The 15,110-nt window shown below is 52.4% G+C and carries 12 protein-coding genes; 2 read left to right on the top strand and 10 right to left on the bottom strand.

The features are described 5' to 3' along the window. Positions 1 to 203: 203 nt before the first annotated feature. On the bottom strand, positions 204 to 1,511 hold the full coding sequence (gene gltA, locus LKE13_RS14850) for a citrate synthase (protein ID WP_227952175.1): 1,308 nt from the start codon (positions 1,509 to 1,511) through the stop codon (positions 204 to 206). A gap of 128 nt (positions 1,512 to 1,639) precedes the next feature. Next, positions 1,640 to 3,043 carry a glutamate--tRNA ligase gene (gene gltX / locus LKE13_RS14845; RefSeq protein ID WP_227952174.1) on the bottom strand — a complete coding sequence of 468 codons (1,404 nt, stop codon included), beginning with the start codon at positions 3,041 to 3,043 and terminating at the stop codon, positions 1,640 to 1,642. 116 nt (positions 3,044 to 3,159) lie between these two features. Here gltX and LKE13_RS14840 point away from each other — a divergent pair, with 116 nt between their 5' ends. Beyond that, the gene (locus tag LKE13_RS14840) at positions 3,160 to 5,253 is read left to right on the top strand and encodes a ComEC/Rec2 family competence protein (RefSeq protein ID WP_227952173.1); all 2,094 of its coding nucleotides are present in this window, start codon (positions 3,160 to 3,162) and stop codon (positions 5,251 to 5,253) included. Positions 5,254 to 5,264: 11 nt separating this feature from the next. Here the strand turns inward: LKE13_RS14840 and lexA are convergent, their stop codons facing one another. The 6 genes from lexA to LKE13_RS14810 all read right to left on the bottom strand — a co-directional run bounded on the left by lexA (position 5,265) and on the right by LKE13_RS14810 (position 10,207). Continuing rightward, positions 5,265 to 5,987 (bottom strand): transcriptional repressor LexA, encoded by a 723-nt coding sequence (gene lexA / locus LKE13_RS14835; RefSeq protein ID WP_227952172.1) that lies wholly within the window; start codon positions 5,985 to 5,987, stop codon positions 5,265 to 5,267. A 103-nt stretch (positions 5,988 to 6,090) separates the two neighbouring features. Beyond that, positions 6,091 to 7,305 (bottom strand): gephyrin-like molybdotransferase Glp, encoded by a 1,215-nt coding sequence (gene glp / locus LKE13_RS14830; RefSeq protein ID WP_227952171.1) that lies wholly within the window; start codon positions 7,303 to 7,305, stop codon positions 6,091 to 6,093. Continuing rightward, positions 7,302 to 7,778 (bottom strand): cyclic pyranopterin monophosphate synthase MoaC, encoded by a 477-nt coding sequence (moaC, locus tag LKE13_RS14825; RefSeq protein ID WP_227952170.1) that lies wholly within the window; start codon positions 7,776 to 7,778, stop codon positions 7,302 to 7,304. Before moaC ends, glp begins: the two co-directional genes overlap by 4 nt. Before the next feature lie 10 nt (positions 7,779 to 7,788). After that, entirely contained in the window at positions 7,789 to 8,580 is a 792-nt protein-coding gene (gene trpC, locus LKE13_RS14820) for an indole-3-glycerol phosphate synthase TrpC (protein ID WP_227952169.1), read from the bottom strand. After that, on the bottom strand, positions 8,577 to 9,617 hold the full coding sequence (trpD, locus tag LKE13_RS14815; protein WP_227952168.1) for an anthranilate phosphoribosyltransferase: 1,041 nt from the start codon (positions 9,615 to 9,617) through the stop codon (positions 8,577 to 8,579). Before trpD ends, trpC begins: the two co-directional genes overlap by 4 nt. Next, complete coding sequence (locus tag LKE13_RS14810) at positions 9,614 to 10,207, bottom strand: anthranilate synthase component II (RefSeq protein WP_227952167.1); 594 nt, start codon at positions 10,205 to 10,207, stop codon at positions 9,614 to 9,616. The genes trpD and LKE13_RS14810 overlap by 4 nt, the downstream gene beginning before the upstream one ends. Positions 10,208 to 10,443: 236 nt before the next feature. On the opposite strand from LKE13_RS14810, the gene LKE13_RS14805 reads away from it, so the two are divergent. Beyond that, complete coding sequence (locus LKE13_RS14805) at positions 10,444 to 11,538, top strand: divergent polysaccharide deacetylase family protein (protein WP_227952166.1); 1,095 nt, start codon at positions 10,444 to 10,446, stop codon at positions 11,536 to 11,538. A 5-nt stretch (positions 11,539 to 11,543) separates the two neighbouring features. On the opposite strand, the gene trpE is transcribed toward LKE13_RS14805, so the two are convergent. Further along, positions 11,544 to 13,061 (bottom strand): anthranilate synthase component I, encoded by a 1,518-nt coding sequence (gene trpE, locus LKE13_RS14800; RefSeq protein ID WP_227952165.1) that lies wholly within the window; start codon positions 13,059 to 13,061, stop codon positions 11,544 to 11,546. A gap of 4 nt (positions 13,062 to 13,065) precedes the next feature. Next, entirely contained in the window at positions 13,066 to 14,940 is a 1,875-nt protein-coding gene (locus LKE13_RS14795; protein ID WP_227952164.1) for a SurA N-terminal domain-containing protein, read from the bottom strand. Between the last annotated feature and the right edge of the window lie 170 nt (positions 14,941 to 15,110).

Here is a 15,110-nt window from a genome sequence, read left to right as displayed (position 1 = left end):
TGCTGCCGAAATACCATGCGGCGGCAAAGAATAACAGCATAGCCGCAGGCAGAAGAATCATGGATAGCTTTCTGATGCGGTAAAAAAGCGGCGCCCGGTTATCGTTCGCCGCCTTAAAATAAAGTCGTCTCGCAGAATGGGCGCCTTTGGGTCCAACCAAAGGCGCCATTTTCTTGCTTCTGTGCGAGACACCATTCATGTGATTACCGTTTTTTCAGATCAACATACGGGCGTTCGGAATAGCCCGTGTAAAGCTGACGCGGACGCCCGATTTTCTGTGATGGATCTTCCATCATCTCGTTCCATTGCGCAACCCAGCCGACGGTGCGGGCAACAGCGAACAGTACGGTAAACATGCTGGTTGGGAAACCAAGAGCCTGCAGAATGATGCCGGAATAGAAATCGACATTCGGGAAGAGCTTTTTCTCGACAAAATAGGGGTCCTCGAGAGCAATCTTCTCAAGTTCCATTGCCAACTTGAGCATTGGCTCGTCCTTGATGCCAAGTTCATCCAGAACTTCATAGCAAGTCTGCTGCATTACTTTGGCGCGCGGATCATAGTTTTTATAAACCCTGTGACCAAAGCCCATCAGGCGGAACGGATCGTTTTTGTCTTTTGCCTTTGCGATATATTCCTGAACCCGGTCAACACTGCCAATTTCATTCAGCATGGTGAGCACGGCCTCGTTCGCGCCACCATGCGCGGGACCCCAGAGACAGGCAATACCGGCCGCAATACAGGCAAACGGGTTCGCCCCGGAAGAACCGGCGAGCCGTACTGTAGAGGTAGAGGCATTTTGCTCATGATCCGCATGAAGGATGAATATCCGGTCCATAGCGCGGGCAATAGTCGGTGACAGCTTATAGCGTTCCGCCGGGACACTGAATGTCATATGCAGGAAATTTTCCGCATAGGACATTTCATTGCTCGGGTAGATAAAGGGCTGACCAACTGAATATTTATAAGCCATTGCCGCGATTGTCGGCATTTTCGCGATCAGACGGTAGCTGGCAATCATTCGCTGAGTCGGATCGGTAATATCCGTGCTGTCATGATAGAATGCGGAAAGGGCGCCAACCACGCCAACCATCACGGCCATTGGATGTGCGTCGCGACGAAAACCCCGATAAAACTGGGTCAGTTGCTCATGCAGCATGGTGTGATAGGTGATGTCATGTGTGAATTTGTCTTTCTGAGCGACATCAGGAAGTTCCCCTTTGAGCAACAGATAGCAGACTTCCATAAAGTCACTTTTTTCCGCAAGTTCTTCGATCTTGTAGCCACGATGCATCAGGATGCCCTGATCACCATCAATATAGGTGATCGCAGAATCGCAAGAGGCGGTCGAGGTGAACCCTGGATCATAGGTGAAATGGCCTGTATCGGCATATAATTTGCGCACATCTATGACCGACGGCCCAACGCTGCCCGCGATTAATGGCAGGCTAAGCGTTTTATCGTCCGATCCTTCGGACAGGGTGACATTGCCGGTAACGGTAGAGCTACTCATTCATCCACTTCCTTTTCGTTTTTCAGGCATTTGTCGCGCCCGTCTTTACAAAAAAATTCCGGGTGGAATTTCTCATCTTTATATGACGATTTTATCGTCGGTACATTTGCGCCCCGTTGCAGTTGGTCTTATTCCGAAACCACATCCCGAATTCGTCCGATAGACTGTTCCCGGCCCAGAACGACCAGAACATCGAATATGCCGGGTGAAACCGTGGTTCCAGTGAGCGCCGCACGCAAAGGCTGTGCGATTTTCCCTAACTTGAGGTCTTCGGCCTCCGCTGCCGCGCGAACGGCCGCCTCAACCGTATCCCCGTTCCATTGATCAAGCGTTTCTAATCTGTCCGCCAGACGCATAAGAACAGCGCGCGCCTCTTCGGTAATCAGGCTTTCGGCTTTTTTATCCAGCTCAAGCGGTCGCTCGGCAATCAGAAACAAGGAACTCTCTGCGAGGGAGTTTACAGATTTTGCGCGTTCTTTCAAGCCGTTCATGGCTTTTTCTATTAGTTTCAGATGATTAGAAGATATCTCATGGCCGGTATTTTTGGCTAAAATTGGGGCAACAAGGCTCGTCAGATAGCCATCATCCGCTTGCCGAATATAGTTGCCATTCAGATTTTCAAGCTTGGCAAAATCAAAGCGCGCCGCAGATTTTCCAATATTTTCAAGGTTAAACCATTCAATTGCCTGCTCGGTCGAGATTACCTCATCATCTCCATGGGACCAACCAAGCCGCAAAAGATAGTTTCGGAGCGCTTCGGGCAGGTAACCCATATCACGATAGGCTTCCACGCCAAGCGCACCGTGGCGTTTTGACAATTTCGCGCCATCCGGACCATGAATCAGAGGGATATGGGAGTGGTTCGGCACCGGCCAGCCGATCGCCTCAATTAACTGTTTTTGTCGCGCGGCGTTGGTGAGATGATCGTCGCCGCGGATAATGTCAGTCACACCCATATCATGGTCATCTACAACAACAGAGAGCATATAAGTAGGGGTTCCATCGGCGCGCAACAGGATCATGTCATCAAGCTGTTCATTCGCAAAAGTAACGTCGCCCTGAACCTGATCATGGACAATGGTGACGCCTTCATTCGGTGATTTGAAGCGAACTACCGGATCGACACCGCTTGGGGCTTCCGACGGATCGCGATCACGCCAGCGACCGTCATAGACGGGCGGACGGCTTTCAGCCCGTGCGATCTCACGCATTTCCGCAAGTTCCTCCTTGGAGGCATAGCAGTAATAAGCCTTGCCTTCGTCCAGTAGTTGCCGCGCAATCTCGGCATGGCGTTCGCGTCGGGAGAACTGAAAAACTGGTTCTTCATCCCAATCCAGGCCTAGCCACTTCATTCCCTCCAGAATGGCGTCAATCGCTGCATCCGTAGATCTTTCCCGGTCCGTATCCTCGATGCGAAGCAGGAACTTTCCCTTGTTGTGGCGCGCATAGAGCCAGTTGAACAATGCTGTACGGGCACCGCCAATATGCAGAAAACCGGTTGGGGAAGGGGCGAAACGTGTTACGACAGTCATAGGAATTTACTTTGCAATTCGTCAGTTATAAAATTGATCCGGGTGATCAGTAAAAAGCAGGCATTTGTACCCTGTGTCTCGGCAGAGGGCAAGTATGCCGTTGGAAGGCGCGAGCTATGAGCCTTTTGGGCCTATTTGACCATGATAATCTGATGGCTCAATTCCTCCGGGACCGGACCCGTTGGTTCCTCTGGTTTCCGGCATTGATCGGTTCCGGCATTGCTATTTACTTCTCTCTGTTGTTTGAGCCTGATCTGTCTTGGGTTGCACTGCCGGTCCCTCTCTTGCTCCTGATTTACGCTCTGAAGGATAGGGCAGTTCCTTCGGCTCGTTTGTTCATTGGGGCGGTGTGTCTTGTTTCCATTGGTTTTTCGGCGGCAATTCTGCGCACAGAGATTGTTACTGCGCCAATATTGCAGAAGAAATTGGTAACGGAACTGACCGGCCGTGTCCTTGAAAAATCAACCAGCTATAAATCCGCAAAATTTCTAATCGGCGATCTGCGGCTCGAAACAGATAATGATATTCCGTCGCTTGCCTATGTCCGGCTGTCTTCGCGAACAAATTTCCGGGAAATCAGCCCCGGCCAGATCGTTAAAGTGAAGGCGGTTCTGCTGCCGCCGCCTGAACCGGCCTATCCAGGGGGCTATGATTTCCAGCGACATTCTTTTTTTAAGTCCATTGGCGCTGTTGGTTATAGCATCAGCGCGTTTGACGTTGTCGGGCAGGAACATAGCCTGCTTTCACGAATGCGGAGCTTATCATCCGAAATAAGAGCAAGTATTGCGGAATTCGTAATTGCCAACGCGCCACCGGAGGATGCAGGCTTTGCCATCGCGATCATGACCGGCGACAAGGCGGCAATCCCGGAGGATCAACTCGATGCCATGCGATTTTCCGGCCTCGCTCATTTGTTGGCAATTTCGGGTATGCATATGGGGATGATCGGGGGGCTGATTTTCTTCGCTGTGCGTTTCCTGATGGTTCTTTCCCCTTACATTGCCCTTTACTATCCGGTGAAGAAAGTTGCGGCAATTGTTGCGCTGATTGGCCTCGCGGGATATCTGTTTGTTAGCGGGATGAGTGTTTCAGCCATCCGCGCCTTTATCATGATTGCGGCTCTTTTTCTTGCCATTTGTTTCGATAGAACCGCGCTTTCGCTTCGGATGGTTGCGATTGCTGCGGTGATTATTCTAATTCTGTTTCCGGAAAGCCTGGTGAGTGCCAGTTTCCAAATGTCCTTTGCGGCTGTGTTCGCGCTTATATCCCTTTACGAGCAAGCCGGACCGGCTCTCTCCCGCTTTGCGCGAAGCGGCGGAATGATCAGAAGGGGCGTGGCCTATATCGTTGGTGTAGCCCTGACCTCCCTTGTCGCGGGACTCGCGACAGCACCCTTTGCACTTTATCATTTTGGTCAGGTCGCGACCTATAGCCTGATTGCCAATCTGTTCGCCGTACCAATAATGGGGCTCTGGGTTATGCCGGGAGTTATTCTGGCCTTTATTGGCCTCCCGTTCGACTTTACCTTCCCGCTTAGCATTGTCGGTAGCGGGATTGATCTTATTCTCTGGGTAGCGCATGAAACGGCAACTTTACCCGACGCGGTGCTCTATCTCGGAACTTTTTCAGCGCTCCAACTGATCGGGGGCACATTTATTGGGCTATGGTTTATTATCTGGCGACAGCCCGTCCGTTGGATCGCCCTTCCAATGCTTGTAGCCCTTATGCTGACAATCTTTAGTAATCGATCGCCGGATATATTGATCTCTGATAGCGGGAACCTTTATGCCTTGAAAACCGGGGAGGGGGAGACATACTACTCCTCCCAAAGGGCGGACCGGTTCGAAGCCGACCGTTGGCGGCTCGTTATGGGAATGGATGTGGTGGATGAACAACCCTCAAATCTCGTTTGTGATCCTTCAGGATGTGTATTGCGCCAGAACTCGGAATTGATTGCGTTTCCGGAGACTATGTCCGGGGTGGAGATGGATTGCCGACGTGCCAATATCATCGTGAGCCGCATTCCTGCACCGAAAAATTGCAAAAATGCGCAACTCGTCATAGATAAGTTCGATCTCTGGCGCCGCGGTTCACATAGCCTCTATTTTATGTCGGATGGGAAACTGCAGGTTGACACAGCCAATGATCTGCGCGGTGACCGTCCATGGGTGCCGGAAAGATACCGAAACCGCCCTGAGAAGGCTGAGTGACCTAATTTAATTTAATATTGGCGGAACAGTCCCACTAGATGCCCCTGCACCTTGACTTGATCGGGACCAAAAATACGGGTTTCATAATCAGGATTAGCCGCTTCAAGCGCGATGGAGCCGCCTTTGCGCCGGAGCCTCTTGAGAGTTACCTCGTTATCATCAATCAGCGCGACTACAATCCTGCCGTTCTCAGCCGTCTCGCTTTCGTGGATGATAACAGTATCGCCATCATGAATACCGGCATCGATCATCGAATCGCCGGCAACTTCCAAGCAATAATGACGGCCCAGACCAACCATTCCTGCAGGCACGCTCACAAAATTGCTGGGGTCGCTTAAAGCCTCAATCGCTGTACCGGCAGCGATCCGTCCATAAAGCGGGAGAGAAATAGAACCATCTTCATCCAAATTGACGGAACTGCTTGCGTCTTCTTTCGCACGCCCGAAATTAACCTCGACCAATTTGGGAGAGCCCGATGTTTTGGTGATATTCGCGTCCGCCGCAATCCTGTTTCTGAGATCATCGGGGAGCTTCAACACTTCGAGTGCCCGCGCACGATGCGGCAGACGGCGGATAAAGCCTCGTTCTGTCAGGCCTGTAATCAATCGGTGAATGCCGGATTTAGATTTTAAATCAAGCGCTTCCTTCATTTCGTCGAAAGAAGGAGAAACTCCTCGCTTTTCCAGACATTCATGGATGTATAGAAGGAGTTGGTGCTGTTTTTTAGTCAGCATATGATAATCCACCGTATAGAACAAATCAAAAACATTTCATGAATGTTCTATAAAAGTTCTCTTTCTCCGTCAAGGAAAAAGAGCAAGCGCTACGGCCGTTACATCAGACGGCAGGATATGGTTGAGTAAGCGGGATCATGTCAACCTCTGCCCCTTTTTGTAGCGCGTCGGCGAAGGGAGCGCGGACAATCAGGCAATCGGCTGAGGAAAGCGGGGAGAGCATGGAACTGTCTTGCTTTGCGAACAGCTCAACAACGGGCCGACCGTCTTTCTCGCCGGTAATAGTGGCGCGCATATAGTCTTCACGCTGGTCATTTGCTTTCATTGCATGACCGAGTAAGGCCTTCTGCCGCGTTGGACGTCGCGGGATAATGCCGCGCAAGGCATCAAGTGCCGGGATAAGGAAGAGGTAGCTGCAAATCATGCTGGAGACTGGGTTGCCCGGCATACCGAGCATGGGTATGCCGGAGAAGCTGCCAAACATAAGCGGTTTACCAGGGCGCATGGCAATCCGCCAGAAATCTACGGAAAGCCCTTCCTTGCCGAGAACCGGCTGGATCAGGTCATGATCACCAACCGACGCGCCGCCCAAAGTAATAAGCATATCTGCCGATTTGGCGTCCTTTACCTTTTCACGCAAAGACTCGGCATTGTCCATCGCGATGCCGAGATCAATGGCCTCTCCGCCCGCTGCCTCGATAAGTGCCGCGACAAGCAAGCTGTTCGAGGAAATAATCTGGTTTGGGCCGATTGGCTCACCAGGGCGGACAAGTTCATCGCCGGTGGAAAGCAAGGCGATCTTCGGCTTACGCCGGACAGTCACCCACGGAATATTCATGGCGGCCAGCAGGCCGATATCGCGCGGGCTTAAAATTCGCGGCGCGGTAAGGCCAACATCGCCTTGACGAAAATCAAGTCCGGCCGGTCTGACATAGGTGCCCTTTGCCGCGCCTTCTTTGACGGTAACAGTTTCGTTGCTAAAGTCGGTGTCTTCCTGAATGATGATTGTGTCGGTCCCTTGGGGCAGAGGGGCGCCGGTGAAAATACGCACGGCCTCGCCCGCCTTCACCTCTTTATCGTAGGCGCCACCTGCGGGGACTTCCCCGATGATCTTGAGATCCATCGGGATCGATTTAAGATCGCCTGTCTTGACCGCGAAGCCATCCATCGCAGACATATCGGCAGGAGGCTGGGTCCGGCGGGAGAGGGCATCTTCCGCCATCACGCGGCCTGCCGCCGCGCTGAGCGCAACAACTTCCGTTCCAACGGGAAGAATGTCTTTCAGGATTTTTGTGCGGGCTTCATCTACGGAAATCATGATGCTTCATAAGTTCCTGATTTGCCGCCGCTTTTCTTTAATAACCGCGTATTGAGAATAGTCATGCCGCGATCGACTGCCTTACACATATCATAAATGGTGAGCGCGGCTATCGATGCGGCGGTAAGCGCCTCCATCTCCACGCCGGTGCGGCCCTTCAGCTTGCAGGTGGCACGAACCTCAATCATGTTCTCTGCTTTCTGAATGGTAAAATCGACCGTGACATTGCTGAGCGCGAGAGGGTGGCAAAGTGGGATAAGGTCTGATGTTTTCTTGGCTGCCATTATCCCGGCAAGGCGGGCGACGCCCAGAACATCGCCCTTTTTAGCATCGCCATCCTGTATGAGTTTCAGGGTCTCGGGCGCCATCTTGATGCAGGCGGCGGCAGTGGCCTCTCGTTCTGTTACATCCTTATCGCCCACATCGACCATATGGGCCGCACCCTTTTTATCGAAATGGGTCAGCTTTCTCAAAATGCTCTCCTTAAGCCCGGTGGAGCAGGATGCGAACGGCGGCAGCTACATCATCCTGCCGCATCAGGGATTCGCCAACCAGGAAGCAGCCGCAGCCCGCCTTTTCCATGCGGGTGAGATCCTCTGGCGTATAAAGGCCGCTTTCGCTGACGGCGATGCAATCATCTGGCAGGGCACCGGCGAGCTCTTCTGTCGTCGCGATATTCACTTCCAGTGTTTTCAGGTTTCGATTGTTAATACCGATCAGCGGGCTTTTAAGCTTTACAGCCCGGTTCAACTCTACCCGATCATGTACCTCGATCAGCACATCCATACCCCAATCCTGTGCGCAAGATTCAAGTTCTTCCGCCTCGGTATCATCAAGCGCTGCCATGATGAGCAGGATGCAGTCGGCCCCGAGCGCGCGGGCTTCAGCCACCTGATAGGGATCGATCATAAAATCTTTTCGCAAAACAGGCAGGGACACCGCATTCCGCGCAGCTATGAGATAATCGTCGGAGCCCTGAAAATAAGGAATATCCGTAAGTACGGAAAGACAAGTTGCGCCGCCGTCTTCATAGGCCTTGGCGAGGGACGGTGGATCAAAATCTGCGCGGATCAATCCTTTCGAGGGGGAGGCCTTCTTGATCTCGGCGATCAGGCCATATTCCCCTGCCTCCCGGCGGGCTTTGAGAGCACGGATAAAGCCACGCGGTGCAGTGACGGCTTTGGCCGCGGCCTCAATATCTGAGAGGGAGGTGCGGATTTTAGCTTCACGAACATGCTCGCGCTTATCATCGCAAATTTTTGCAAGAATGCTCATTCGCTGTGTCCTGTTTCATTGGAGATGCGCTTTAACGTCTCAAAGGCGGTGAGCGCCTTGCCGCTATCGATGGACTGCTTGGCAAGTTTGATGCCGTCCGCTACCGTGTCACATTTTCCGCCGATCATAATTGCCGCGCCCGCATTCAACAGGGTTACGTCACGGTAGGGACCTTTCTCCCCGTTTAGTAACCCCATAAGGGCTTTCGCATTTTCTTCCGGTGTGCCGCCCTTCAAATCCTCAAGCGAGACTTTCTTGAGGCCAAATTCCTCGGGTGTAATGTCAAATTCTGAAAAATCACCGTTCTTCATCTCGACAACTTTAGAGGGCCCCGTTGTCGTTAGTTCGTCAAGACCATCAGAGCCATGCATGACCCATATATGGGTAGAACCAAGTTCCTTCAGGGTTTCGGCCATCGGCCGCATCCAGCGCGGATCATACACACCGATTAACTGGCGCTTCACAGCGGCTGGGTTAGACATAACACCGAGGAGGTTGAAAATGGTGCGAATGCCAAGTTCTACCCGTGTTGGACCGACATGCCGCATGGCCCCATGATGACGATAGGCGACCATAAAGCCAATGCCAGCCTCATGAACCGCGCGCTGTGTCAGGTCAAAATCACATTCCGTATTGATGCCGAGAACAGCCTGAACATCCGCCGTGCCGGAGCGGGAGGAGGCGGCTTTGTTGCCATGCTTGGCAACGGGAACGCCTGCGCCAGCGGTCACAAAAGCAGCGGCCGTTGAGATATTGAGCGTGCCGTGGCCATCCCCGCCAGTACCAACCACATCTACCGCATTTTCTGGAGCCGTGATGTAGGTCGCCTTTTCCCGCAAGACAGAGACACCGCCAATCAGTTCATCGACTGTTTCGCCACGCAAATGAAGTCCCATCAGAAAGGCACCCATCTGCGAAGGCGTCGCGTCGCCGGAGAGGATGATGTTAAAGGCGATTTTCGCCTCAGCTTGGCTTAACGTCTGGCCAGCAGCGATCTTTGTGACCAGCGCCTTGAAATTAGGTTGAACATCACTCATGCCGCGGCCTTGGAATCCGGGCGAGTAAGGTTAAGGAAATTTTGCAGAAGATCATGTCCATGTTCGGACGCAATGCTTTCGGGATGGAACTGAACGCCGTGCAGCGGCAGGCTCTTGTGACTGAGGCCCATAATAACCCCGTCTTCCGTTGTCGCGGTCACTTCCAGAGTGTTGGGAACGGTTGCCGGATCGATGGTCAGGGAATGATAGCGCGTCGCAGTAAAGCGGTTAGGCAGCCCCTTAAAGAGGCCCGTGCCGTTATGGATAATCTCCGATGTTTTGCCATGCATAAGCTGATCGGCACGGACGACTTTGCCACCGAATGCCTGCCCGATTGTTTGATGGCCGAGGCAAACGCCTAAAACGGGCATTCCGGTCACACTGGCACGTTTAACTGTTTCAAGGCAGATGCCTGCCCGATCCGGATCGCATGGGCCGGGAGACAGAACTATGCCGGAGGGATTTTCTTCGAACAGTTCATCCACGGTCACCACATTGTTGCGATAGACCTTCACATCCGCGCCTAATTCCCCAAGGAAATGCACGAGATTATAGGTAAAGCTGTCGTAATTATCAATTAACGTAATCATATCAGTACTATATCACGCTTTCTTAAATGTGCGTCAGAATTTTGTCGACAAGGACGGGAGACTTCAAGGCCCCAATTAGCAGTTTCTCTTTTTTTTAAACAAAATCAAGAGTACAAATACCCTCGCCCACGCGATGGGCCGCCATCTTTATGCCTTGTTTACCATATTGAAATAGAATTATCATAGGTAAGTTGCTGTTGAGTAACCCGTAGTGTTTGACGAGGGGATTATTTTAAATGCCATCCCGACAAAAGGGGAAAAAGAAACCGGAGGGGCAATCTCGGGTGGATCGATTGACGGCATCACCGATCCGCGTGGTTGTTCTTTGCGCGGCTGTCCTCATGATCAGCGCGAGCGGGGGCATTTTAATTGGCAAGATATTTGAACCCTTCGAAAGTGCGCCGGAAATTCGGTCGGTAAGTGCTCTTGCTATACCGACAGCAGCGGTTGAACCTGCTGCACGTCCTGATCCGCTCGTGCCGCAAAGCCCATTTACCTATAACGATTACCCAGTCACGATACCGGAAACGGCGTCGGTTGAGTCTGTGATAGAGGTTGTATCTGAGCCAGTTTCTTTAGCGACACAGGCGGACGGTCTTCGTGACGAAATGCCGGCGTGGAAGCGCTATGCAGCCTTGACGCCGCCCCTTCAGGGAAGGCCGTTGATCGCTATTGTCATCGATGATGTCGGACTTAGTCACCGGCGGGTTGTGGCACTCAATGATCTGCCTGCGCTTTTGACGATGGCGTTTTTGCCTTACGCGCCTGGCCTTCAGGGTAAGGTGGAATTGGCGCGCCAGAATGGCAATGAAATTATGCTGCATTTGCCGATGGAGCCAACAGATCATCATGTTGACCCTGGCCCGGATGCCTTAGTGACGGGCTTATCAAGGGAAGAACTCAAGGCACGGACCATACGCAATCTTGATAGTTTTAAAGGTTATGTCGGCGTTAATAACCATATGGGCAGCCGCTTTACCGCGGACGGAGAGGCGATGGCCATCGTGATGGATATTATGGCGGCAAGGGGACTCCTGTTCCTTGATTCCAAGACAACATCCGCCTCAACCGGATATCGCCTTGCCGTTGAGCGTGGCATGCCATCGGCCAAGCGGGACATCTTTATAGATCACGTCATTGATGAAAAAGCGATCCTGAAACAGCTCGCCGAGGTGGAGGCAACTGCCGAACGGGCAGGCGTGGCTATTGCCATCGGCCATCCGCATCCGGCGACCATTCGGGTCCTTCAAAAATGGCTGCCTGAAGCCAAGAAAAAAGGTTTCCTGTTCGTGCCGATCAGCGCGGTGACAGCCCTGACCTTCAAAGGTTAGCTTGACTAGCGGTTGCGGCCTGTATCGGAGGCATAGCGAACGGCTTCCTGTGCCGCCCGGACGAGAGCCTTGGCCTTGTTGACCGTCTCTTGATACTCTGCGTCTGGATCACTGTCTGCAACAACGCCGCCGCCCGCCTGAATATAGACTTTGTTGTCTTTTACAAGTGCGGTCCGAAGCGCAATGCAGGTATCCATGGAGCCATTCGCAGAAATATAGCCCACAGCGCCACCATAGATGCCGCGGCGGCTCTTTTCTAGCTCATCAATGATTTCCATCGCACGCACTTTCGGTGCCCCCGAAACAGTGCCTGCCGGAAACCCGGCCTTCAATGCGTCGATGGCTGTTAGTCCGTCTGCTATATCGCCTTCCACGTTGGAGACGATATGCATCACATGAGAGTAATTCTCGATTTCCATTTTCTCGGTGACGGTGACAGAGCCAATCTTGGCGACCCTGCCAACATCGTTCCGCCCAAGATCGAGCAGCATCAAATGCTCCGCCAGTTCTTTCGGATCGGAAAGAAGATCTTCTGCAAGCGCGGCATCCTCGGCAGCCGTTGCGCCGCGTGGGCGGGTGCCAGCGATTGGGCGTATTGTGACCTTGTTATCGCGCAGCCGAACAAGAATTTCCGGGCTGGAACCCACGATCGAGAATTCCCCAAAGTTCAGGTAGAACATAAATGGAGACGGGTTGGTGCGTCTGAGCGCCCGGTATAGAGCTAGCGAAGGCAACTCAAACGGCAGCTCAAAGCGTTGCGATGGCACGACCTGAAAGATATCACCAGCGCGGACATACTCCTTCGCCTTTTCGACCATCGAATGATACTCAGCAACAGAAGTATTTGATGTCGGTTCCGGCAGGTCAATCTGTCCCGCATCAAGGGAGGCTGAATGAGGCAAGCTTCGCTCAAAGTCATGGACTGCATCTGCAATGCGTTCTGCGGCATGATTATAGGCATCCTGCGCCGACCGGTTGCCATCTGTCCAGACGGGAGTCACGATTGTCACCAGATCGAGGATGCTGTCGAAAATGGCCATAACTGTCGGCCGGATGAACATCCCTTCTGGAATATGCAGTTCATCTGGATTTCCGTCCGGAATTTTTTCCATCAGGCGAACGGTGTCATAGGACATATAGCCCACCAGACCAGCCGCCATTGGCGGGAGATTTTCGGGAAGGTCAATATGGCTTTCATCGATCAGGGATTGCAAGCTATCCAGCACATTGCCGTCACAGGAAACAAATGCATCGGGGTCGAACCTTGCCATGCGATTGATACGTGCCTCATTTCCGTCGCAGCGCCAGATGAGATCAGGTTTCAGGCCGATGATGGAATAGCGACCGCGAACAGCGCCTCCCTCGACGGATTCCAGAAGGAAGGAGTTCGCCTGTCCTTCCGCGAGTTTCATCATCGCGGAGACGGGGGTTTCCAGATCGGCGACTAGTGTCGTCCACAAGATCTGTGACTGGCCGGTTTCATGTTTCTTTTTGAAATCGGCAAAGCTTGGCTGAATGGACATAGTGTTAGAAATATTCCTTGATCAGCTCTTCCTTGACGGAAATGCCGATATCTTTTTGAAGGTAATTTTCATATTCCGCAAGGATACCGGCCCGAATACTAGCCGTAATCTGCTCCGACATCTGTGCGAAAGCATCCTGATCTTTGGCCGGTTCAGCCGGAATAATATCTGCAACGCCATAAAGAAGGGTGCCATTTCCCGCTTGATTGACATTCACGCCATAGGCGCCGGGCTGCAGGTCGAACAGACCATCCCGTGCAACGGGGGATAGGTCTCCGGCTGCTCCGCTTCTAAGAACGGCAGATGATGTTTGCACAGTAAGGCCAAGATCCGCGGCAATTTTCTCAAGATCCTCACCGGCATTTGCCCTAACCAGAAGTGCCTCGGCTTTTTTACGCGCTTCTTCATGGCGCCAGTTGTCTTGCCAGTCCTGTGTTACTTGTTCCTTTACATCGGCCAAAGGTTTGACAGCGGCAGGGTCTACCTGATCGACAACAACAGCATAATATCCGCCATCTGCCGTCTCGCTCATTTCTGCCTCTTCGCCAGTCTGTCGGGCAAAAGCTTCGCTCAAAAAGCCGGGCACTGTCGGCAGTCCGTCGACAGGATTGCCTGTCTTGTCGTTGCCGCTGGCATCAATCCAATCTGTTGTTACGACAGTAAGACCGAGGGTCTGGCCTGCCTCACGCAAATTTGCGCCACCGGCAAATTCATCTTCAAGCTTGGTCGCTTCTGTATAAAGAAGTTCCTGCGCTTTGTTTTGCAGTATGTCCTTCTTGAGCTGATCTTTTACCGCATCGAAATTCTGTTCCTCACCGGGTACGATATCTTCGACCTTGGCGAGATGCCATCCGAGTATCGTTTTAATCGGTTCCGTTACACCGCCCTTTTCAAGACTAAAAACCGGCCCTTGCAATTCAGGGAGGAGGTCTGTTGCGGACATCATGCCCAGGTCTATATCTGCGGGCGTTAGTTGCAGGTCTGACATGGCGATCTCCGCAAAGTCCGCGCCGTCGGTGATTTTCTTGCTTGCGGCTGAGGCTTTTTCTTCGCTTTCGAAGATCATCTGAACTACCGCGCGTGTTTCCGGCGTGTCAAACTCACTTTTTCTGGCTTCATACTCGGCTTTAAGATCCTCTTCAGAGATGTCCGTTTCGGCAGCGAGTGTTTCAGCTGTCAGCAGGATATAGCTGATTTTACGATATTCAGGCCCGGAGTAGTTCTCCGGGTTTTCCTTAATCAGGGCCTCAAGTTCCTCATCTGATGGAGCAGGGGCGAAACCAATGCTGCTATCGAGGATATCAATATACTTCGCCGTCCGTTTCTCTGCGAGATAGGCATAGAAAGTGTCGACAAGTACGGTCGGCGCTTTGGTGACACCTTGGGATAGCGTGCCGAAAAGCTGGTTCCCGGTAATGTCATTACGAACAATCTCGATATATTCACCTTCGCTGTAGCCATTACGGGCAAGAAACTGTTCGAACATGAAGCGGTCGAACTGCCCAGACTGGTTTTGGAAGGTCGGCTGGCTCTGGATCATTTTACGCACGGCTTCGTCATCGGCACTGAGTCCAAGCGCTTTCGTCTTTTCATCTATCAGTGCGCGGGAGGCAATCTGGTTGACGGTCATCTGGGCCAGACCGAACTGCTGCGCCTGTTCCTGCGTCAGCTGCGTATTAAAGCGCGCCGAGAGAAGATTGAGATTGCGCTGATAGTCACGCTGGAATTCTCCAAGAGAGACAGACGTGTCACCGACCTCGATCACGTTGCTGCCCACGGAACTGGTCAGCATATCACCGCCAATCCCCCAAACGCCGAAACTCGCGACCAGAAGAAGTAACAAACCTTTTGCGAGCCATCCGCTGGCTCCTTTTCGCATCGCGTGAAGCATATTAATTGTCTACCAGTAACCTGTTAGTTTAAAATTCGCCAGCCAATCCAATGTCGCCCGGTTTAAGCGCGCCAGATTATAGGTACAGGGCAGGGCGGGGCAACATGGAAATTTGCAAAGCGGTATCTTTCTCGCTTAAAAAATGGCATATGAACCTG

This window comes from Sneathiella sp. HT1-7, assembly GCF_020731145.1.
GTDB lineage: Bacteria > Pseudomonadota > Alphaproteobacteria > Sneathiellales > Sneathiellaceae > Sneathiella.
Note: the sequence above shows the minus strand (reverse complement) of the source record. Positions and strands in the feature narration are given on the sequence as shown.